Genomic DNA, 22,899 nt, shown 5'->3' with positions numbered 1-22,899 from the left:
CTCATCAGTCAGCTATCGCTGACAGCTTTTCTCGGCTACCGCCTCGGTCGGTGCTAAACAGATGCCACTGGCATCTAGCACCCCTCAAGGGGAAGCCTATTAAAAAAATCCCCCGCAGGGGAGACTTTTAATGTTCCTTATCTCCACCCCAGAATCCGATGGCTACTGTGCCTGGGCCTGTGTGGGAACCAATTGTAGGTCCAATATCAAAAATACGGATTTTCTCCTTCATGTTTGGGAAAGCTTCTTCAAGCATATCTGCCATCTCTCTGGCATCTTCCATACAAACTGAGTGAGTGATGAAAATCTTTCCATCGTAATCTGTTCCATTTTCAATGCGCTCTTTGATAGCTGCAAGAGCTGCCTTTTTAACCAGCTTCTTACCACGACATTTCTGACGAGGAATAAGCTTTCCTTCATCATTGATATTCAGAAGCGGACAAATATTGAGGGCTGTGCCGAACCATCCAGAAATCTTTGAGATTCGACCACCTCTGATAAAGAATGTAAGATCTGTGGTAAAGAACCAGGTATTCTGCTTCTGCACATTATTGTCTGCCCATGCAACAAGCTTATCAAAATCAAAACCTGAGTCTCTAAGCTCTGCAAGCTTGTCCATGAAAAGTCCATAGCCAGATGAAGCTGTAAGACTGTCGATAACAACTACTCTTCTGTCTGGGAACTCATCCTTCAGTTCGTTTGCAGCAATGCGGGCTGAATTGATAACACCGGAAATACCGCTTGAAAGTGTAATGTGAAGCACATCCTTTCCTTCTTTTAAAAATCCTCTGAAGTACTCAGTGAACTCCTCCGCATTGACCTGAGAAGTTCTGGTCATTGCTCCGTCTAACATTGCCTGATAAAACTCAGCTGGTGACATTGATTTAAAAAGATCATCCACATATGGCTTGTCATCCATGTAATAATGGAAGCAAATATGCTCTATATTTTTTTCCTTAAGAAATTCTTCAGTCACATCTGCTGTCGAACAGCAACTAATAACGTATTTTTCCATTTTTCTACCCTAACTCTTCAAATAACATTATAACCTGTAAAAGTATACCCCAAACAGCTAGAAGAATGCAACCTTTACACGCTTGCTAACCATAGCTGAAATTATACCAATTACCACTCCAGAAATAGTACCAATTACAATCAAAAATGGCAGGTAATATACCAATTGCTTTGTTTCAAGGACAAACATCGCCACGATAATCTGTCCCACATTATGGAAAACTCCTCCAAGAACACTGACACCTGTAATTGAAAGCTTCTTTGTTCGCTTTCCAATATACATCATAGCAAAGGAAAGAACCGCTCCTGCCGCACTGTACATCATCATTGCAAGGTTTCCAAATGTAAGTCCTACAAGAATCACACGTACAATAGAAAGCATAAATGCATTCTTGGAACCGATAGTGTAAAGCGCTACCACAATTGCAATATTTGCAAGTCCAACCTTTGCTCCAGGTATTCCAATATTAAGCGGAAGCAAAACCTCTATATAAGATAGAACAAATGCCAGTGCAATCAAAAGACCTAAATATGCAATTTTCTTAGTGTTCATTTTCATAAGACTATGCTCCTATTATCGTTAATTAGCTATAGAATCAATATCGTTATCGCCATCTGCATCGTCATTTCCTTGTACAGTGATAATCACCTCGTTAGGAAGACAGACAATCGGATCATAGGAAGAATGAATTGCAGGATGATTCACACAGATTTTGTCTGGGCAGGAAGCCTCTATCATAGTTACCTCTCCATCTTTAATAGAAAAGATATTATAGCTTCCATCCTCGAGCTCAATCCTCTCCTCACGGTCAACAGACAGAGGATATACACCATAAACCTCACCACAAACCTGCACAACAGCCACTGGAACCGCCTCGTTATTCTCGTTATTATTTTTGTTCAAAAGTCGCTGTCCCGCAAATATCGTAAATGCGATAATCAAAACAACAGCTATCAGAATAAAATCATTTTTCTTCATAACTATTTATTAATCACCTTTAAATCAAAATCCGCATATTCCTGAGAGAGCTGAAACTTTTCAGCCACCCCCTCAGTAATATATACCTGCTCGTCATCTGTAACAAAAATCGCATCAAAATCCTGATGCTCTCTCCAATAATCAGACGCTGCATCAAGCCCCTTAACAAAAAGTGAGGTAGACAATCCATCACCCTTAAGGCCATCAGTTCCAATAATGGAAACTGAAACCAGTCCATTCTTTGCAGGATGGCCTGTGGCAGGGTCCAAAATGTGCCAGTACATTTGGCCATCCTCTTCGAAATAGCGCTCGTAGCCACCTGATGTAATAATGGAAACATCCTCAGCTTCAAGCACTCCTAGGATGCCAGTTTTTGAATCAGTAAATGGACTCTTAATTGCAATTTTCCAAGGATTTCCATTAGTCTTTCTTCCGATGCACTGGACATTTCCTCCCAGATTTATGAGAGCCGAATCCACTCCATTTTCTGCAAAATAGTCGGCAAGCATCTGGCTGGTATAACCCTTAACCACACTTCCCAAGTCAATTTCCATATTCTCAGGAATCACCACATCTGCCTGACCATCATCTCTGACAGCCACCTGAACCTGTGAATAGTCCACATCAGAGAGCAAATCCTCTATAGTCTCCTCATCCGGCACCTTATATTCACCAGTAGTAAAGCCCCACTCTTTAAGCACAGGATAGATGGAAATATCAAGAGCTCCGTCAGTATCTGTACAAACCTGAAGGGCACCTGTTAGAATCTCCGTAGAATCCTCTGAAAATCTGCAAATCTTTGCGCTGTTAAGCTTGCTAACCTCACTGCCATCCTTAGTAACAGACAATCTGTTCTCTAGATCCATAACCTGCTGCTGCGCTTCTGTCAAAAGAGTCTCATCACCGTCAATCTGAATTTCCATAACAGTATCCATAGCAAAAAAAGTGGTAGAACTGTAGTCCTGAGAAACGTCATTCTTCTGGCAGGCACAAAAAATAGGGGCACAACTAACAAGCGCCCCCATGTAAACTATTCTTTTTATATCATTCATCTTTACAGATTTCATTATTTTCCCCTAACAATGCTTTTGATATTTTGTATTGTAACACAAAAGAGCCCAGCGACCAACAACCGCCGAGCCCTTTCATAATTTTTATCGATAGGAAGTTAATGAAAAGAAAAAGTAACTGTATCTTATTTTTTAATTCTGATGCTTACAACTGAGCAAGCTGGAAGCTTGACAGTAAGACCATCAGCAGTCTTTGCATAATCCTTGAACTCTGCTTCCTTTACAACCTCAGGAGCCTCGAAAGTATTGTGAGCGTTCATTGCGCCAGACACGTAAACTGCCTCGCAAACATTGAATGCACCGCCATCCTTTGTAAGCTGAATCTCTACATCCTCAGCTGACTCAAGAGAGTTATTTGTAAGTGTAATTGTGATTACACCGTTCTCGTCCTCAGAAACAGATTCAAATACCTTTGGAAGCTCGTTCTTGTCCTTGCCAACTGTACCATTATTAAGAAGGCTTGAATCAAGAAGCTTTGCTCCCTGATGATGACGGAACATCTTGAAGACATAATAAGTTGGGGTCTTAATCATCTTCTCGCCGTCTGTAAGCATAACTGACTGAAGAACATTGATAAGCTGTGCAATACAAGCCATCTTAACTCTGTCAGAGTGCTTGTTGAAAATATTAAGGTTCATACCAGCAACAAGTGCATCACGCATTGTGTTCTGCTGATATAAGAAGCCTGGATTTGTACCTGGCTCAACATCTGTCCAGATACCCCACTCATCAATCATGAGGCCAATCTTCTTGTCTGGGTCGTACTGATCCATGATTGCGCCATGCTTGTTGATAAGCTCTTCCATAAAGTAGCTTCTCTTAAGAGTCTGGTAGAATACCTCCTCTGTGAAATCTGTAGCACTTCCCTTGAAATTCCAGTCATCCTCTGTCTCTGGGAGGGTATAATAATGAAGAGAAAGACCGTCCATATGTCCGTGTAAGTGCTCTGGAGTATGGTCAAAGCAAGTATCAAGAACTTCCTTTGTCCAATGATAATCATCTACGTTTGCACCACAGCAAATCTTTGTGATTGGCTTGTTGCCATTGTAGTTTCTAACATAAGTCTGGTAGCGTCTGTACTCATCAGCATAGTGCTGCGGGCGCATGTTTCCGCCACAACCCCAGTTCTCATTTCCAACACCAAGGTAATCAACTACCCATGGCTCCTCATGACCGTTTTCCTTACGAAGGTCAGCCATTGGAGAAACGCCATTGAAGGTCATATACTCAACCCACTCGCTCATCTCACGAACTGTGCCTGAGCCTAAATTCGCATTTACGTATGTCTTGCATCCAAGCTGACGGCAAAGCTCGAAGAACTCATGTGTACCGAAGCTGTTATCCTCAACTACACCACCCCAGTGAGTGTTAATCATCTTCTTACGCTTTTCCTTTGGACCGATTCCGTCCATCCAGTGATACTCGTCTGCGAAGCAACCGCCTGGCCAGCGAAGTACAGGAATCTTCATTTCCTTAAGCGCTTCCACTACGTCAGTACGCATACCATTTACGTTTGGAATGTCACTGTTTTCGCCTACATAAAGTCCCTCATAAATACAACGACCAAGGTGCTCTGAGAAGTGTCCATAAATTTCTGGAGCAATTGTAGATTTCTTATTCTCGTTGTTTATAACTAGTTTAGCCATTATTCTTCTCCTCGTATTTTGATATTATCCTTTTACCGCACCTGCAGTCATTCCGTCAATAATGTATCGATTAAAGATTAAGAAAATGACCAATATAGGTAAAATTCCAAACATTGAACCAGCGATGAGCACATCGTAGTTGTTTCCGTATGGTGTCAACAGTGTGTTAAGACCAATTGGAAGTGTAAACTTCTCTGCTCCCTTAAGTACAAGCAGTGGCCAAAGGATTGCATTCCAGCTACCCATTGCACAAAGGATACCCATTGATGCAAAGGCTGGCTTTGCCAGTGGCAAAATAATTCTTACAGAAATGCTGTACTCATTACATCCATCAATACGGGCTGCATCCAACAAATCCTTAGGAAGACCTGAAAGATACTGTTTGAAGAAGAAAATCGTGGATGCACCGCAAAGACCGATAATAATTACACCTGTATAAGTGTCGATAAGCTTGAATGCAATTATTTCCTTATAAAGTGGAAGCATAAGGATCTCAAATGGCACCATCATTGTTGCAAGAACGATTGTAAATAAGAGATTCTTAAATTTGAAATCGTACATAGTCAGACCATACGCAACAAAGTAACAAATCAAAAGTGTCAGTGTTACAGAAACAATAGTGATAACAAGAGAGTTCTTATACCACATGAAATATTTCTGGCTGTCTGCATTACCACTGAACAGGTAAGTATAATTGTCAAGATTCATAGTAGAAATATCTAAATCAATTGCGAGACCTCTACGTATAAGCTGTGTTCCTGGTCTGAAGGATGCAAGCAAACCTGCAAAAACCGGAAATACGATAATTAATGAAAGAATCAGGAAAAAGCCTGTTCCTAAAATTGTTCCTACTCTTCTTTGAGGAGTACCTGACATTGTTTTTTGCTTTGCCATATTACTGCTCCTCCTTCTTAAATGTTCCGTTAAATATCAACTGAACGAAATTTATAATAAGTGCTACTACAAGTAGTACTACACCAACTGCACATGCATAACCCATGTCGTTCTTTTCAATACCACGCTTGTACAGGTAACCTACAATTGTAAGGCCAATGTTGTTTGGTGATGAGTTTCCTGCCCATAACATGTATGACTCAAGGAACATTGAAAGACCTGCATAAACTGAAATTGTAAGTACGTAAACTGTAGTTGGTTTTAAAAGTGGCAATGTGACATATCTAAACTTCTGCCATCCTGAAGCTCCATCGATATCTGCTGCTTCATATAAAGCAGTATCAATAGATTTTAGACCAGATAAGAAGTAAAGCATGTTTACACCTGTCCATCTCCAGCAGGCTACAATCAAAAGGGCAAGCATACCTGACCAGCCCATCTTCAACCATTTATAGGTTCCAAGTCCAAGGAATGATGAAATGATATTCATCTGACCTGTTGTGTACTCTGTAAACATAAGGCGGAAAAGTGTACCAGAAATAACTACTGAAGTTAATGCTGGCATGTATAGAATTGCCTTCCACACACCTTTAGCCTTAACTAGATGACTATCCATAAGCACTGCAAAAAGCATTGGGAATGGAATAAGAAGAACCAGAGTAAAGAACATGTACTTCACGCTGTTCATAACAGCGATGTGGAATACATTATCCTTTAAAAGCTTTGTGTAATTTGCAAAGCCAATCCATTCTGAGGTGATAGCGCCAATATCCTGGAAGCTCATTGTGAATGCAGTGATAAGTGGGTACACCCAGAAGAAAAAGAAACTAAGAATAAAAGGCACAACAAAAACATATGGTGCAACCTTTTGTGAATAAAAGATTTTTCTAAATTTCATAACGCCTTCTACTCCTTCTGATTTTTTAAAAGAGGATGCCTGCCCCTCGGCAGGCACCCTTGTATTTGAAATATCCATAATTCTACTCCTGTTAACGGGAAAGCTTACTGCTCCATATCAACAGCATCCTGAGCCTCTTTCAAAGCGTCAGCTACTGAGTAATCTGGATCCTCAAGAACTTCATTAAGTGTTGTTGTGCAGATGTACTCGTTAATTGTTGGGCTGATTGAAACAACTGAAATCTTTCCAATGTTGTCCATTCCAATATCATTTAATACATCATATGGATAGTTGATGAAGAACTTGTTGTACTGGTTGTTGTCATCATGTGCGAATGCATCATCACCCCAAAGAGCTGAGTTACATACATCAAATCCAAGTGTATCCCAGATATGCTGCTCGCCCTCTGCTGACATCTTTGCCCAGCATGTAAACTCTGCTGCAAGCTCTTTATTTGCTGACTGCTGTGTTACAACTGTACCTGTACCACCGATACCAACTGAGCACTTCTGACCAGCCTTGAATACAGGACACTTAGCGATGTACCAGTTGCCTGACTCCTCTGGCATGTAGTTTGTGAAACGTGACATGTACCACATTGCCTTAGGGAATGAAACGATGTTGTGATCCATGATGTTCTGGAAACCAGCCTCAAGATCAACATGTCCATCTGGAGAAATCTCTGCAAGACCTGACTTTAACCAGCTCTGCTGCATCTCAAGCATTGTCTTAACTGAGTCAAGCTCTACGTTTGCAGGATTATCAAATCCACCTGTCCAGTCATCACCGTTCTCAGCCATTGCAAGCCAGAGCCAATCTGTTCCGCCTGTATCAACTGATGTCCAGTACTTGCCCTCTTCGTTAACTGCTCCAACATACTCTTCACCAAGCTTTGCGTAATCATCCCAAGTCTTAACTGCATCAATCTTTGCGATTACATCCTCCTGGCTAAGTCCCATAGCCTCGCTCATTGCAGCTACGTTGTAGTACATTACTGTAGCACCTACGTGGTATGGAGCGCCATAGTAGTTTCCATCTTCACCCTGATATGTTTCCATTCTTGATGTAACCATTGTATCAAGGTAATCCTTAGCGTAATCATTGAGAGGTACTAACCACTGGTCAAGACCTTCAACTACGTTAGGGAACTGACCTACCTCTACATCACAGATATCAGGAGCACCTGTACCTGCCTCTAAAGCTGTAAGAAGCTTTGTGTGCATATCACCATATGGATATGTTGTACATGTAATTTCGATTGTGTTGTCTGGATGCTGCTTGTTCCACTCCTCAGCCATAACACCGTAGTGCTGTCCGTGAAGTTCAACGAATGTCCACATCTCAAGATGTGTTCCGTTTGGATCACCAAATGTGTTTGTTACTGCCTCTGCCTCAGCAGTCTCCTCTGCAGCTTCCTCTTCTGTAGCTTCAGCAGCGTCAGGATCAACTCCTCCCTCTGAAGCAGCGCCCCCGCAACCTACGAATAAGCTTGCTGCCATTGATGTGCAAAGTAATGCACTAAGCAATTTCTTCTTCATTCTTCTCCTCCTTTTAATCAAAAAGAAATTTTCTTTCGTTTAGTTTTGCAACTTCATTCATTAATGACTGAGGCTTGATAGTCATTTAATGTTGTTCTGCAAAACTCATTAACGATTATGTAATTATCATACGGCTCGTATTTCACTAAGTCAATAATTATTTTAGATATTTCTAAACTATTTTGGATATTCTTTTATTATACACAAATTCGTCACAGAGTTTTTGGACAATTTTACTATAACGGTTGAAGTTAATGGTCTTCAACTAGATAAAGTGATGGCATTTTTACTTTTAATTAAAATAATCGATATGATTTAGAGGTCTTTTATTGACATAATAATCGTTTATTTTTATAATATGTATAATACTTTATCTTGCTAAAGTATTTTTAGTGGGAATGAAGTATAAAAGCAAAGGAGTATAAATAAAATGATTCACATCACTTCACTAGACGAAGGACTGGAATTGTTTAAAGCCTTAGGCTCAGACGTGCGTATCCAGATATTAAACATACTATTGGAAAATGATCACATGAGCATGAACCAGTTAGCCACAGAGCTGAAGCTTTCCAACGGTGCCCTCACAGGTCACATCAAAAAGCTTGAGGAGTGCGGACTTATCTCCACCTCCAATGAATCTGCTGCTCACGGCAATTCGAAGATATGCTCAGTTATTCAGGATAAAATCGTTGTAGAAATTGAAAAGCCTGTTGATTTGGCTAATGTATTCACCACCGATATCAAGGTGGGCCAGTTCTCAAAATACGAGGTTTGCCCTACCTGTGGTATTGCAAACAGTAGCTCAGTTATCGGCGAGATCGACGACGCCCGCTACTTCAGCCATCCTGATCGTTTCAATGCAGACATCATCTGGTTCACAAAGGGATTTGTGGAATATTCACTTCCAAACCTTATCCCTAGCAACAATAAAATCACTCAGATTTCAATCTCCTTCGAGATTTCCTCTGAGGCACCAGGCATAGACAATAATTGGCCTTCGGACATTTCATTTTCACTTAACGGAACCAAGCTTGGCATGTGGACAAGCCCTGGAGATTTCGGTGGAGACATTCTTGGAATGTTCACGCCTGACTGGTGGCCACCAAACTGGAACCAGTATGGCCTGCTGAAGCTTCTTGTTATCAACCGCCACGGCACCTTCATCGATGGTCTTCAAATTTCGGATGTGACTATCGACTCGCTCAACCTGAAGCAGGGTGCACCAATGGATTTCCGCATCGCAGTCGAAGACGATGCAGAGCATGTAGGCGGCATCACGCTCTTCGGAAAGACCTTCGGAAACTACGGACAAGATATCCGCGTATCGATGAACTATATGCCTAATAATTAAAGTAACGAATAAGCCTCCAGTAGGCATCAAGCTCTGAGGTTTCTGGCGCGAGACATGTAGTCGAGCAAAGAAACTCTCAGGCTTGTAGCCGTAACTGGAGGCTTTTGTATTACCATCTCTTATTTGGACACCTAGATATCTTGGCCGTTGCGCGAAGCTCGACGTAGCATCCGCAGGACATGCACGTGCCTGCGTTGAGCTTTTCGCATTCCTTGCAGATACCAAGGCGTCTCTCATATTCTGCTTCCGAAGCCATATCCTCCGGCTTCAGTGCAGCCTTATATTTTTCAATCATAGCAGTGTCTGCATCGATCATATCTCGAAGCAGACACCGTGTACAAACTCTGTTATCTATCATAGTCAAATACTGGTCTTCCATCCTTAAATTCAAACTTCATAAGCATGGCATGGCGGTTTGGATTGTAGAGAGGGTCACCCACGATTTCCGTCTCTGTCCTTGCATGATAAACCAGAATATCATTGCCTTCCTCATCCACAGTGAATGAATTATGACCTGGGCCGTATACCACATGCTCAGTAGATGAAGCAAGCACTGGATAGCGCTCCTTCTTCCATGAAAGTGGGTCCAGCAAATCACTGTCCTCATCTGCAGTCAGCATTCCCATGCAATAATTGATTCCTGTATCGCTGGCAGAATAGGTCATGAAAATCTTGCCGTCACGCTTAATCACAGCAGGGCCTTCATTTACCCAATAGCCGTGGCGCTCCCAGTCATAGTCTGGTGTTGTAAGAAGCACCTGGTCTGTCTCTAACGTATATCCGTTTTTCATGCGGGCAATGTAGAGATTTGAAATCTGCTTGCCAACTCCCACCTTTTCAGCCCAGATATAGTACCACTGACCCTTATTCTCAAAAACAGTGGCATCAAGAGAAAAGGCTTCAAAAGAAAACTCGTCAGAGTCTGCTCTTGTGATTTTACCCTTTTCAATCCAGGCATCCTTCATAGGGTCGTCGCCCTGACACTCCAAAACATAAGGGCGAAGCGCCCAAATATCATCAACATCACTTCCAGCAAAATAGATGTACCATTTGCCGAAAAGATAATGAATCTCCGGTGCCCAAATATGCTTAGACATAGGGCCCTTGTCGTGCTTATGCCATACCTCAAGCTCTGCAGCATCCTTTAGCCCCTCAAGACTGTCGCTGCATCTGAGTACAATCTTATCATATTCAGGCACAGATGCGGTGAAATAATATTTCCCATCAGTGTGTCTGTAGACATAGGGATCTGCGCGTTGCAGAATCCACGGTTTGTTAAACTTAAAATCCTTGTCCATTTTCATATAATCTCCCTTACTAATTATTCATACTTAACTCCCCAAACTGACTGATTCTCGCCTACTGCCGAGAATGTCATCACGTCAGTGCCTGCCTCATCCCTCATCTGGCAGAACACGCCGCTGTAGTCAATTCCATCGATAGTGACACTCATATAATAAGTGCCATCCTTCATCTCCCAGGTGCCTGTGGAATCCTTGCCCTCGCAGCTGCCATCCTTGTTTAGATAAATGATAACTGGATTTGCAATATCACTTGAAATATCTGTGCCCTGATTAATCACATAATAGCGACCAACCACATCTTCCTTGCTGTAGCCTGTATCAGAAACAGTCTCCCCCTGTGTCTGATAAGGAAGCTCGCATGGCCAGCCCTCCTCATTCATAATAAGCTGATGAACTCTTGGCGAATGTCCCTCACCGCCATCGTTGAATCTGGTGTGGTACACAATATATTTCTTTCCATCACTATCAACAAATGCTGAGTTATGACCTGTTGCCATGTATGCCCTGTCCAGGCTTGGCAGCTTATAGTTTCCAGAAAGCTTCAGCCCAAAGTTTTGATGCATTGCACTCTTTTCTGGGAAGCTGTCATTCATATCCACATAATCTCCGTCCACGGTCTTTGAGCGGAAAACTCGCATCTGGTAGCCACCAGTGCTTGTGAGCCCACCGTAGGATACAAACAGATAATAATAATCTGTATCGCTGTCGTACATTATGTATGGCCCCTCGATTGAGATGTGTCCACCGCCAATCAGCTTCTTGCCAAAGTAGGCATCAACACCATTTGCCTCATCACCCTCTGGATGAATCACAAGACCTGTTTTAGGATCAAGCTCTAAAAGATAAATACCGCCTGACCATGAACCGTAGGTCATCCACATGCGACCATCCTTGTCATAAAAAACTGTTGGATCGATTGCATTAGGATAATCCTCGTAGTTATAGGCGCCTGCCTTTATATAATGCTTCTTTGCATATTCCTCATCAACATATTCGAGAACATCCGTATATGCGATATTTTTATTGGTAAATCCGGAATAGATTAGTGCTCCCTGCCATTCAAATGGTCCCTCCGGAGTATCACTGATACCGAAGCAAAGATTAGATGCATTCCAGGTACTGGTGGTGCAATAATACATCACGTATTTTCCCATGGTCTCGTTGTAAATCACATCCGGTGCCCACACATGGGTCTTCTTGTCATCAGTTTTAATAATGCTGTCCTTACTACCAGAGTATGCAAAGGCCTCATCAGCCACCTCATAAATCTGTCCGTAGACAGGATTTGTCTTGTTGTAGCCGTCTGCCACCTTTTTCCAGTTTAAAAGATCATCACTTTTGGCCGCAGTCATATGCGAGCCGTAAATATAATAGGTTCCATCTACTTCTAATATGGATGGGTCATGGACTGAAACGCCCGAAGAAACGTCGCCTGTGGCAATGCCATCGTAGCTAACTGTATAGTTTTTCACTTCAGATTCAGAGCCTGAACAAGCCACTAGACCACCTGCCATAGAAATAGCCAGAACACATGAAAGCAAACGCTTCATGCATCTTACCTCCTGATAATTATTGGTTTGGTCCAAAGCATCAAGCCCCTTTATATGCTTTGAATTGGCTTCCCCTTGAGGGGAAGCTGTCAGCTTTGCTGACTGATGAGGTGTAACACTTCATCATTAATTTATTTTACTATATCATCATTACTTTAAAATAACAATAATTATTTTAAAATTAATTAAAACAAAAAAAAACAACCGATGCAGGCTAACCTCCCTTTTTGGGGGAGGCGCCTACACCGGTTGGGGGTGTTAGTTTAAATTATTAGCTTTTGGTTCTAGTCCTCTCATCTATCAGATTTCTTGAACAGTATGAAGAACAGGAATATTGCCATAGCTGCTGCAAGTATTCCAAGCCATGCGAAGTAGCTAAGGCCAAATAACAATCCGTTATTTGTATCTTCCACTACAGTATCAACTGTTGCAACTGCTGCTCTCTCCTCATACATAAGTGCATATGTTGAGAACTCACCTGTTGAAATAGTAACTGTATCTGGATCATTGTCCTGATCCTCAAGGAGTGTAGTCTTACCCTGATGTGCTCTCATGATGAAATATCTATCAGACAAGCCCTTATAGCTGTCTGGAATATCAATCACGATATCGATAGGGTCAGTATCAGTAATCTGACTCCATTCACTATCATCAATTCTGAAGTATAAGCTGATATCGATATAATCTGCCATTGCCAGATTTGGAATTGACTCTGCGTATTCTGTCACTCCGTCTTCGATAATCTGCTTATCTGCTGCAGGTATTGTAGCATCATCAAGAGGTGTTACCTCTACTCTGATTTCAAGGACACTACCTGCTGCAACTGCTGCTCTCTGCTCATCTGTAAGAATTGACTTTGCAACTGCTGCTGCATCAACAAGACCTGCATTTGTTCTTGTAGTGTCTGTAGATTCGATTGTAACGATAACCGAACCTTCGCCTATTACAAAGGCAATTGGTCTATCCTTTACAGCGACAGCTTCCATGTTTTCAAGGTCTTCTGCCAGGATAATCTCGCCGCCTGATGCATCAAGCTTATCAAGTAACTTCTGCTTTGTCTCGTTACTCATATCGCCCCAGATGTCGCCACGGTCGATGATGTTACCCTTGCCAAGTCCCACTTCTTCGATTATTTCCGTAATTGCTTCTCTTGTACGTGCAGGTGTAGTCTCATCAGCATCTTCCTGCGTTAATTCTGGCAAAATCTCCTCGAGTACTTCTTCATTAGGAATTACAGGATAGTGTACTTCTTCATCTCCACCGCGTGGTGTTGGAGTTGGCGTTGGCGTAGGTGTAGGAGTTACCTCTGGTGTTGGTGTTACTTCTGGTGTTGGAATTATCTCTGGTGTTGGCTCTGGGCGGGTTGGAACGCTAAGTGACTTAAATTCGTACTTTCCATTAATCTGGATTTCCAAATCCTGACCTTCGAAATTGTACGCATCCCCATTGTAATCTTCACCGCTTAGAGCAAATCCACCATTTGCATCTGTCTTAAGATAGAATATCTTATCTCCAACAAAAACATCGTACTCTGTATTAGGCTTTAAGCCTTCAATTCTGTCAGTATCGTAATTTACTGTTGGCTCATAAGAGACATCTGTCTTAATCTTCAGACCTGTATCTACAGGAAGTGTAGCTAATTCCTTGCTTGTAGCTGGTTTTCTAGCCTTTACCGTATATACGGTATCACTTGGTAAGTCAGTAAATAACAGTAGTCCGTCTGATGCCTTCACCCATTCCATTCCAGGGATTTCATTTCCATCAGCGTCATACAAACGATATTCATAATCTGACTTAGCGCCTGTTAATCCGTTAATAAAGATTACAGACTCTGAAAGAGTAACCTGCTCAGTATCTTCAGTGATTAACTCTGTTGATGTCTCGCTGCCTTCTTCTACAAACTTAATAGGAGCTAGACGAGTTGGAATCTTAAGTTCATCAGATGGATAATCATCTGCTGAACCTGACTTCTTTACAACTACATCCTTTCCAACGAGACTAAAGTCCTTGCCATCCTTGTCCTTACCTTCAAGAATGAGATTTCCATCCGCATCAGACTTTACCTTGTAAACTGTAGATGTATCTCCATCCTTAACAGTAATATCATATACTGTATTTGGCTTGCAGCCGTCGATTACCTCTTTGATAACATCTATCTCTGGGTAAACAACAGGATCTGTCTTTACTTTGACAACGATAACTGCATCAGAAGCAGGAGAGCCTTCTGTAGCTGGTGTATCGCCGTCAGCTGGTTTACTCTCTACCTTTGGCTTTCTAGCCTTGATGATATATTCTGTTTCACCAAGAAGCATCTTATCAAGCTGGAGCTTGCCATCCTTATCAGTCTTGCTGTATAAGTGAAGAGTTCCATCTTCGTCAGGCTTAACCCAGTCAAACTCTTTCAGCTCTTCACCGTCAGGACCGTATACACGATACTCAAGTTCCTTCTCTTCTTCTGAAAGACCTGTAATTCTGATTTCCTTCTGATAAATCTTAATCTTCTCAGTATCAGTTTCTAAGGTTTCATCATGTTTGCCCCACTCCTCTTCACTAAATGTAGGAGCTTCTGGACGAGTATCCGTTACATCGATAATTGTATCTTTGTCCTTAGAGCCTTTCTTTCTAACCTTAATCTTCTTGCCATAGAGTGAGAAGTGCTTATCTTCCTCATCGTCACCATCTACCTTGATTATTCCATCTTTGTCAGATTTCACTACAATCTTCTTATCTGGAGTAGTTGGATCACCATCGTCATCGTAGCTTACTTCATATTCTGTATTAGGCTTGAATCCACCGATTTCATCCTTCTCATTTGGCTCACCTTCAAGTACAGTCTCGTCGCCTTCTGCACCTTCCTTAGGAGTTAAGCCTATACCATCGTTTGTCGTAACAGTCAGGATTGTACCTGTTGGCTTAGAAGCTGGCTTCTTTTCTGTTGCAGGCTTTCTAGCCTTGATTGTATATTTCTTTCCTTTCTCTAATCCCTTGAATTTGACATTTCCATTCTTGTCAGGCTTAACCCAATCCTGACCGTCGATTTCATTGCCATATTCATCGTAAATACGATATTCAAGTTCCTTATTCTTCTTGTTGAGATCAAGTATTTCGATAGACTCCTGGTAGATGTTAATAGTATCAATATCATCTACTATTGGCTTGTCAGATGTACCTGCTCCTGTTGTGCCATAAATGTCTGTACCGTCTGGTGTAGGAGCTGATGGACGTGAGCCTAATGTGATAGGGTCAGACACTGCTCCTTCGCCTTCACCTTCCTTCTTCTTTTCCTTTACCTTGATTGTCTTGCCTTCAAGGTCATAGCCCTTACCATCTTTGTCCTTACCTTCAATATCAAACTTTCCGTCTTTGTCAGTCTTTACAATAATTGGTTCGGTGCTATCGCCTACATAGATTTCGTATGTTGTATCAGGCTTAAATCCACCAATTTCATCATCCACGTAATCTACTACAGGATCATCCATATCCTTGGTAGTTACAGTTACTACATCATCAGATGGTAATGAAGCTGGCTTTTCGCTTGTTGGAGCGATTCGAGTCTTTACAATATATTCTGTACCAAAGTCTAAGTCTGTAAATACAACCTTGCCACCTGTTGGCTTAGTCCAGTCTTGACCTGCAACTTCTACAAGCTTGTCATCAACCTTCTTGTATACGCGGTATTCCTGAGTTGGCTCTGCTGGATTGATGGTTATAGTTGTACCCTTAGGTGTAGTATCACCAGAAGTAGGTGGTGTAAAGTTCTTATGCTCGCCATCTTTTATAATCTCAGGGCGTTCGCCTATGTCTTTACCTATAGGGTCTTTGTCTGAACCAGATTCTGAAATCTCAATATCTTTATCTAACAAATCATACTCTGGTCTTGGTGTACCACCTGTTCCACCTGTTCCGCCTGTTCCAACTTCTGTACCCTTAAATGGGATACGTCCATGCTTATCAGTTTTTACTTTAATCTTCTTACGTGGAGTCGTAGGGTCATTGTCGTCATCTATGCCTATCTCATATTCTGTTTCAGGCTTGAGACCTTCAATCTCCTCATCCTCGTAATCGATAATAACATCATCTGGTTTTACATCATCAGTCTTTACTTCCTTAACATCCTTAGGCTCTGAACCTGGTGTGTCATCTGTAGGCGCAATTCTAGCCCTAATGATGTAATCTGTGTCGTAATCCAAATCATCAAAGATTACTACAAGGTCCTTATCAGGCTTAACCCAATCACGGCCCTCAAGCTCATTTCCATCCTTGTCGTAAATTCTGTACTCTAAAGCTTCATCAGCTGGTCTGATTGTGATTGACTTGCCCTTTGTCTTTAATTCATCGTCAGCAACTTTGTCAATATCATCAGTTGATGGACGGTCTTCTATATGAGTTTTGATAATAGGCTCAGAATCTTCTCCATCTGGTGAATCAGGGTCATCTGACTTATCTTCACTAATGGTAATTGGTTCACCTGCTAAATCGTATGGTTCACCGTCTTCATCTGTACCCTCAAATGGAATACGTCCATGTCTATCTGATTTAACTTTGCGCTTTCTCGTCTTTCTCTCATGAGTTGTAGGATCTTCATATGTCTCTGTTATCTCGTACTCTGTATCTGGCTTGAGACCTTCGATTACCTCATCCTCATAATCGATTTCAACATCTGTTCCATCTGATTCATCCTTGGTTGTTACTTCAATACCCTCTGATGGCTCAGAACCTGGTGTTCCACCTGTTGTATCTGTTCCGCCTGTTGTTCCTTCTGTCTTCTTAGGTACCTTTCTAGCTCTTACGATGTAACGCTTGTTGTAGTCAAGGTCCTTAAATATTACTGTGCCATCGTCATTAGGCTTAGTCCAACCGCGACCTGGAATCTCGTTTCCTTCTTCATCGTATATACGATATTCCTGATCTGGATCTGCATCATAAATGGTTACAGATGTACCCTTAGACTCAATATCTTCCTCTTTTGGTTCCTTTACCTCAGTACTATCTGGACGATCTGGAATGTCCTCTCTGATACCAGTTGTATCTTCTTTGCCTGGCTCAACGATTTCAAGCTTCTTACCTGTGAAATCATATTCCTTACCGTCTTCATCCTTACCTTCAAATGGAAGCTTTCCTCTAGAATCAGTCTTTACTCTGTGTCTTCTTCCTCTTCCGCCAGTTCCACTTGTGCCTTCTTCACCTTCTTCAATCTCGTAAACATCGTATTCGGTGTTAGGCTTAAGGCCTTCGATGTTCTCGTCTTCATAGTCAACATCTACATCTTCATCAGTAACATCATCAGTCTTAACTGGCACACCTGCTGTAGGCTCTGAGCCTGGCTTACCTGATGTAGGTGCCTTCCTTGTCTTAACTGTGTATTCCTTGTCATAATCTAAGTCTTCGAATACTACTTTATATTTTCCATCAGTATCCTTTGTTGGCTTAACCCAGCCGTAACCTGAGATTTCGTTACCTTCCTTATCGTATATACGATATTCCTGATCTTTTTCTGCAGGCTTGATTGTGATAGTTCTACCTGTAGCGTCAACAACACCTGGCTTTGTTGGGTCATCTGTATCACCTGTGCCTATATATATTGGTGTAACAGGGTCATCTGATGTTGGACGACCTTCAATATCCTTTGTTATAGGTTCACTATCAGTCTTCTTTGGATACTTATAGAACTTGACTGGCTTTTTGCCTGTCAGGTCATAAGGCTTTCCTGTTCTGTCTTTGCCTTCAATTGGAAGCTTTCCTTCCTCATCTGTCTTTACTCTGATTTCTTTATCAGGGGTCTCAGGATCATCGTCATCATCGTACTCAACTACATAGTCAGTATTAGGTAAGAGACCTCCAATAGTTTCATCTTCATAATCAACATCTACGTCATCACTTTCAGTACCAGTAGTTTCCTCTATACCCTCATCAGGATCTGATGCAGGCTTATCATCTGTAGCTGCAAGTCTAGTCTTGATGACATATTTTGTTTCTGGCTCAAGGCCGTCAAATACCACGACTGGGACGTCACCTTCTAAAGTAGGCTTAACCCAATCTCTTCCTTCAATTTCATTTCCGTCTTCATCGTATATACGATATTCCTGCTTCATGTTTGCAGGCTTAACTACAATATATGTACCTCTTGTTTCAACCTCGCTGCCGGTTCCAGATGGAGATCCCGTGTCTATAGGATCAATTCCAGTTGGGGCTGGACGGCCTGATATAGGCAAGCGAGGAATAACAGGTTCAGGGTCATCTTCACCACCATCTGTATCTGGTTCGCCTATAGTAATATCATCGCCAGTAAAATCGTATGGGTCGCCATCTTCATCTGTACCCTCAAATGGAATACGTCCATTTCTATCAGATTTAACCCTGCGCTTTCTCTTCTTCCTCTCATGAGTTGTAGGATCTTCATAAGTCTCAGTTATCTCATACTCTGTATCTGGCTTGAGGCCTTCGATTACCTCGTCATCATAATTAACATCAACATCTTCTTCATCTGTCTCATCATCAGTTTTAACTTCCGTGCCGCCTGTTGGCTCAGAAGCTGGCTTGCCATCTGTTGCTGCCTTTCTTGTCTTAACTATATATTCCTTGTCATATTCAAGGTCTGTAAATACAACCTTGTAATTTTTATCTGTATCCTTTTCTGGTGTAACCCAGCCATGACCAGGAAGTTCATTTCCTGCGCTATCGTATATACGATATTCCTGATCTCGCTCTGCAGGCTTAATTGTGATAGTTCTACCTGTAGCTGCAACAACGCCTGGCTTCGTTGGGTCGTCAGGATCACCTGTATCTATTGGCGTAACATCATCAGCCTTTGGACGTCCGTCGATTTTCTTCTTAATAATCTCCTCAGGTGAATCATCATCGCCATCATCATCTGAGCCTGGCTCTCTTATAATGATTTCTTCGCCAGTAAAATCGTATGGGTCGCCATCTTCATCTGTACCCTCAAATGGAATACGTCCATTTCTATCAGATTTAACCCTGCGCTTTCTATTCTTCCTCTCATGAGTTGTAGGATCTTCATAAGTCTCAGTTATCTCATACTCTTTATCTGGCTTAAGGCCTTCGATTACCTCATCATCATAATCAACAGTTACATCGTTTTCTGTAGTAGTCAAAGTTATACCATCAGAAATCTTGGATTCAGGTGTTGAAGCACTTGCTTTCACATGAGCCTTGATAGTATAGCTGGTATTCTTCTTTAATCCAGTAAGTGTTAGCTTATTGCCAGTAGGAGATGTCCAATCCTGTCCTGTAATCTCCTTTCCTCTTGCAGTATAAACACGATATTCCTGATTTTCTTTACTACTATCTAATGTAATCTTTATTGACTCAGCGCCAATATCAATATCATCCTCATCCTCGTTTAAATCCAATGCAACTGGACGTGGATTTACATCAAAATACTGAATACCTGATTCTTCACTTAATTCAAGAACTCTAATAGATTTTCCAAATAAGCTGTAGTCATTACCATTGTTGTCCTTGTCTTCAATCATGATACTTCCCTTAGAATCTGAATCTACTCTGAAGTATTTTCCTTTGGAATCTCTATATACTGTAATTAAATATGTTGTGCTTGGTGTAAAACCATCAATAGTTTCACCATTGTAGTTAATTTTACCGTTAAGCTTATTGAAAGTATTTGCTACATCAGGGTCCAAGCTTGAATAATATTCAAGAGTTGTAGACTCGCCATTTTCAAGCTCACCAAGATTAAATGTTAAAGCTATACCAACATCATCATTATTATATCCATCAGTGCCTGTGTAGTTTTCTTCAAGAACTTCTGTAGGCATGCTGTCATCATCTTTCCACAATCTTGAATCATAAGCCGAACTAGGTGAAAGACTTCCTAAAATAGAAGCTCTTGCTCTGTCATCAAATGCCGCAAAGAAGAACGCCTCCTGATTTGTTCCACCCTTTGCAACTACCATTGCGCATGCATTTTCAGAAGGTTTCGATGAATTAGGATTACTAATAACCTTGTTATAGGTTGAATACGTTCCACCCGTAATTTGAGCGTTTTGGTCTGGATCAAACGAACGAACCCATCGCAAATCTGTTATTTTCTTTCCAGTATTGTTTGTAAGTGTAACTTTTGTTAAGAAGCTATAATCTTCCTCGTTGAAGGAAACGGTTGTAACCATCTTAACACCTTCACGAGTAATACCTGTTGTTGTAGCCTGTAATTCACCTTTTTCTATCACTGACTCATCTACTGTAGTAGGAGCCTGCTTAGGAGTAGGCCAACCAACTCTATTTCTTTCTGCATTAGGATTTTCATAAGTAGTTCCATCAATTTTATAGGCTACATTGTATCGCTCTTCTGGACTACCCGGAAGGAAGAAATCACATGTTGTAGGAGCATTTCCCTCACCAAATCCATCTTTATCTACACTAAGACCTATTAAATTTCCACTGTAAACAGGATGGAATCCAGCATCAGTATTAGGAGAACCTGCTGTACCAAAAGAACCTGTCTTTGCAATACCTACTTCAATAAAACGACCACCTAAGAATACATCACCACTAGTATTTGTATCCTTATGAGCGCCAACTACACCTGCACTATCTGTTACCTCTATCTCATAATGAGAGCCATCCTCCATATCTAAAGTAAGAAGCTCCTGAGTATCAAATGCCTGGCATGATACCAGATACCACTGACCATCTGGACTTTCTTCCATCCATGGCTTAGGATGCCCCTGTGTCGATTCATTAAAGATGTACTTTCTAACATAAAATAGTGACTCATTAGAGCTTGTAGCAGCAACTACTGTTCCTTCAATCTCCAATGCTTCTAAAATCTCAGAAAGCGCAATTGTAGTACCACCAATAAGCACATATTGGAATCCACCATAAGTAAACTCTACTGTATAGAATGAGAATCCTGTGGTCTCAGCCTCTACTGTAGAAGCGTAATTATCAGTATCAAGCTTTTCTGCTGTTGGAGCTGCTGGATTTTCATCAGTAATATGATAAATATCAGCCTCCAAATTGTCGTTCTTAGCCTCTTCAAGAGTAAATGCAACCTTTACTCTTCCCTTAGAAGTATCAGGCTGAAGCTCGTTACCATCTTTGTCCAAAATTGTAATATCAAATGTATAAGATGCAGCTACCTTATCAGAAGCTTCTCTTTCACCTTCAACAGCTTCCTCTGCTACTGCTTCTTCAGCTGCTGTGGCTCTTCTTGCGTTCAAAGTCGCATCCTTAGGGAATACGCCCTTGTCTGCCTTTACAGTAATTACAACACCGTCAACTGTTACAGACTGCTCAAATTCGAACTGAGTCTTAACAATAACTACAGTGATTGTAGGAAGCTCTGACTCTACAATATATTTAGGACTAATGACAGGTGTATAAACATATGTTGCACCCTCAACTGTTCCATCAAAACTAGGCGCAGAACTCTTCTCGGCGTCTAATTTCCATGTAACATCCTTAATTGTAATCTCTTCCTTTGTTATGACAGTCTTCACCTTAAGGTCCGCAGCTTCTGCCTCTGCCGCTTCTGATGTAGCTTCATCTTCAGCTGGCTCAGCATTTTCCTCTGATGCTTCAGCTGTTGATGCTTCTTCAGATTCTTCTGCAGGAGAAATAATATCTGCTGTAGTATGTGAAACCTCAGCAATTACACCTCCATCTGCAGCCTTAGCTGTAATAGCAGGGAAAACTAAATCAATAATAAATGCAACCGGATCAACTAACGCCTCTGGCTCAGCCTCTTCCACTGGAGCTGCTTCAGGAGCTGGCTCAGGAACTGCTTCAAATACAGGCACTTCCACTGGAATTTCCTCTGGAACTGACTCAATTGTTGGTTCCGGCTCTATAGCTGGTTCTGACTCTGCAACTGGCTCTGGTGCCTCTGTTATTTCAGGCTCCACTTTCGGTTCTGATTCTACTGCTGGAGCTTCTTCTTTAACTGACTCTGCAGTCTCCTCTTCCGGAGTCTCCTCTGCAACAGACTCTGCACCTTCCGTCTCAGGATTTGCAATTTCAGTGTTTTCTTCTGAAACTGCATCTTCTATTGCATCCTCTTCCTCAGACTCTTCAACTAAGACTTCCTCGGAATGCTCAATTATTCCCGTCAACGTACTTGGGAATACTATGTCACTTTCGGATGAACCAACCTCCAGGCGCTGCTCTTTTACATCGCCCTCGAGGTCAGCTATGCCAGTGAGGACATAGCTTTCGCCTCCTTCTTCTGCCATAACTAATGTGGGATCAAATCCCATTGTAAAAACCATAGCTATGGACAGAACCATTGATACGAATCGGCTAAAATAACCTCTCTTCATATTCAATTCCTCCAATTTTTAACCCACCAACGTTACTTCTATAAAAAAACAAGCTCAAAGGGAAGGCTTGGAAAAAGTCCAAACTTTACCTTTGAGCTTATTGGATTCAATATTATTTTCTTCTGGCTTTGGGCCGCACTTCACCTGAAGTATAACCATTTCTATTCTGCTTTGGATCAAAATTACTCTATCCATAGCAACAAAACCTTTCAAATACTGCATTCGGCCCGAACATCATTCGTACACCGACATAATATGTATCGTATTAATTGTACCTTCGGGCAATGGTTATACTGCGTATAAATTTTAAAATTTTTGTGATTTCCGTAACTCTTTTTCTAATTTTGTGGTATTTGA

The 22,899-nt window shown here is 41.5% G+C and carries 13 protein-coding genes; 1 reads left to right on the top strand and 12 read right to left on the bottom strand.

The window, feature by feature from the left end:
* Positions 1-127: 127 nt before the first annotated feature.
* The 8 genes from FXF36_RS10310 to FXF36_RS10275 all read right to left on the bottom strand — a co-directional run bounded on the left by FXF36_RS10310 (position 128) and on the right by FXF36_RS10275 (position 8,039).
* Complete coding sequence (locus FXF36_RS10310; RefSeq protein WP_151623797.1) at positions 128-1,015, bottom strand: DegV family protein; 888 nt, start codon at positions 1,013-1,015, stop codon at positions 128-130.
* A gap of 57 nt (positions 1,016-1,072) precedes the next feature.
* Entirely contained in the window at positions 1,073-1,573 is a 501-nt protein-coding gene (locus FXF36_RS10305; RefSeq protein ID WP_317617402.1) for a Gx transporter family protein, read from the bottom strand.
* Between the two features lie 21 nt (positions 1,574-1,594).
* The gene (locus FXF36_RS10300; RefSeq protein ID WP_151623795.1) at positions 1,595-1,993 is read right to left on the bottom strand and encodes a NusG domain II-containing protein; all 399 of its coding nucleotides are present in this window, start codon (positions 1,991-1,993) and stop codon (positions 1,595-1,597) included.
* A gap of 2 nt (positions 1,994-1,995) precedes the next feature.
* On the bottom strand, positions 1,996-3,060 hold the full coding sequence (locus tag FXF36_RS10295) for an FAD:protein FMN transferase (RefSeq protein WP_243143496.1): 1,065 nt from the start codon (positions 3,058-3,060) through the stop codon (positions 1,996-1,998).
* Positions 3,061-3,188: 128 nt separating this feature from the next.
* Entirely contained in the window at positions 3,189-4,709 is a 1,521-nt protein-coding gene (locus FXF36_RS10290; protein ID WP_151623793.1) for an alpha-N-arabinofuranosidase, read from the bottom strand.
* A 24-nt stretch (positions 4,710-4,733) separates the two neighbouring features.
* The gene (locus FXF36_RS10285) at positions 4,734-5,603 is read right to left on the bottom strand and encodes a carbohydrate ABC transporter permease (RefSeq protein ID WP_243143495.1); all 870 of its coding nucleotides are present in this window, start codon (positions 5,601-5,603) and stop codon (positions 4,734-4,736) included.
* Between the two features lies 1 nt (position 5,604).
* Complete coding sequence (locus tag FXF36_RS10280) at positions 5,605-6,579, bottom strand: ABC transporter permease subunit (RefSeq protein WP_330583181.1); 975 nt, start codon at positions 6,577-6,579, stop codon at positions 5,605-5,607.
* A gap of 26 nt (positions 6,580-6,605) precedes the next feature.
* On the bottom strand, positions 6,606-8,039 hold the full coding sequence (locus tag FXF36_RS10275; protein ID WP_151623791.1) for an ABC transporter substrate-binding protein: 1,434 nt from the start codon (positions 8,037-8,039) through the stop codon (positions 6,606-6,608).
* A 430-nt stretch (positions 8,040-8,469) separates the two neighbouring features.
* Between FXF36_RS10275 and FXF36_RS10270 the strand changes: the two genes are divergently transcribed.
* The gene (locus FXF36_RS10270) at positions 8,470-9,390 is read left to right on the top strand and encodes an ArsR/SmtB family transcription factor (protein ID WP_151623789.1); all 921 of its coding nucleotides are present in this window, start codon (positions 8,470-8,472) and stop codon (positions 9,388-9,390) included.
* Positions 9,391-9,499: 109 nt separating this feature from the next.
* Here the strand turns inward: FXF36_RS10270 and FXF36_RS10265 are convergent, their stop codons facing one another.
* The 4 genes from FXF36_RS10265 to FXF36_RS10250 all read right to left on the bottom strand — a co-directional run bounded on the left by FXF36_RS10265 (position 9,500) and on the right by FXF36_RS10250 (position 22,542).
* Positions 9,500-9,748 (bottom strand): DUF6171 family protein, encoded by a 249-nt coding sequence (locus FXF36_RS10265; RefSeq protein ID WP_151625755.1) that lies wholly within the window; start codon positions 9,746-9,748, stop codon positions 9,500-9,502.
* Complete coding sequence (locus FXF36_RS10260) at positions 9,738-10,694, bottom strand: glycoside hydrolase family 43 protein (protein ID WP_151623787.1); 957 nt, start codon at positions 10,692-10,694, stop codon at positions 9,738-9,740. The genes FXF36_RS10265 and FXF36_RS10260 overlap by 11 nt, the downstream gene beginning before the upstream one ends.
* Before the next feature lie 17 nt (positions 10,695-10,711).
* Positions 10,712-12,244, bottom strand: a complete 1,533-nt coding sequence (locus FXF36_RS10255; protein ID WP_151623785.1) for a glycoside hydrolase family 43 protein — start codon at positions 12,242-12,244, stop codon at positions 10,712-10,714.
* Positions 12,245-12,537: 293 nt separating this feature from the next.
* Positions 12,538-22,542, bottom strand: a complete 10,005-nt coding sequence (locus FXF36_RS10250) for a hypothetical protein (RefSeq protein WP_151623783.1) — start codon at positions 22,540-22,542, stop codon at positions 12,538-12,540.
* Positions 22,543-22,899: the final 357 nt, after the last annotated feature.

This window comes from Pseudobutyrivibrio xylanivorans (assembly GCF_008935055.1).
Taxonomy (GTDB): Bacteria; Bacillota; Clostridia; order Lachnospirales; family Lachnospiraceae; genus Pseudobutyrivibrio; species Pseudobutyrivibrio xylanivorans_A.
This window is presented reverse-complemented; position numbering and strand designations above follow the sequence as displayed.

Coding starts and splice junctions, on each gene's coding strand:
- FXF36_RS10310 (WP_151623797.1), bottom strand. CDS start 1,015: ATGGAAAAATACGTTATTAGTTGCTGTTCGACAGCAGATGTGACTGAA.
- FXF36_RS10305 (WP_317617402.1), bottom strand. CDS start 1,573: ATGAAAATGAACACTAAGAAAATTGCATATTTAGGTCTTTTGATTGCA.
- FXF36_RS10300 (WP_151623795.1), bottom strand. CDS start 1,993: ATGAAGAAAAATGATTTTATTCTGATAGCTGTTGTTTTGATTATCGCA.
- FXF36_RS10295 (WP_243143496.1), bottom strand. CDS start 3,060: ATGAAATCTGTAAAGATGAATGATATAAAAAGAATAGTTTACATGGGG.
- FXF36_RS10290 (WP_151623793.1), bottom strand. CDS start 4,709: ATGGCTAAACTAGTTATAAACAACGAGAATAAGAAATCTACAATTGCT.
- FXF36_RS10285 (WP_243143495.1), bottom strand. CDS start 5,603: ATGGCAAAGCAAAAAACAATGTCAGGTACTCCTCAAAGAAGAGTAGGA.
- FXF36_RS10280 (WP_330583181.1), bottom strand. CDS start 6,579: ATGGATATTTCAAATACAAGGGTGCCTGCCGAGGGGCAGGCATCCTCT.
- FXF36_RS10275 (WP_151623791.1), bottom strand. CDS start 8,039: ATGAAGAAGAAATTGCTTAGTGCATTACTTTGCACATCAATGGCAGCA.
- FXF36_RS10270 (WP_151623789.1), top strand. CDS start 8,470: ATGATTCACATCACTTCACTAGACGAAGGACTGGAATTGTTTAAAGCC.
- FXF36_RS10265 (WP_151625755.1), bottom strand. CDS start 9,748: ATGATAGATAACAGAGTTTGTACACGGTGTCTGCTTCGAGATATGATC.
- FXF36_RS10260 (WP_151623787.1), bottom strand. CDS start 10,694: ATGAAAATGGACAAGGATTTTAAGTTTAACAAACCGTGGATTCTGCAA.
- FXF36_RS10255 (WP_151623785.1), bottom strand. CDS start 12,244: ATGAAGCGTTTGCTTTCATGTGTTCTGGCTATTTCTATGGCAGGTGGT.
- FXF36_RS10250 (WP_151623783.1), bottom strand. CDS start 22,542: ATGAAGAGAGGTTATTTTAGCCGATTCGTATCAATGGTTCTGTCCATA.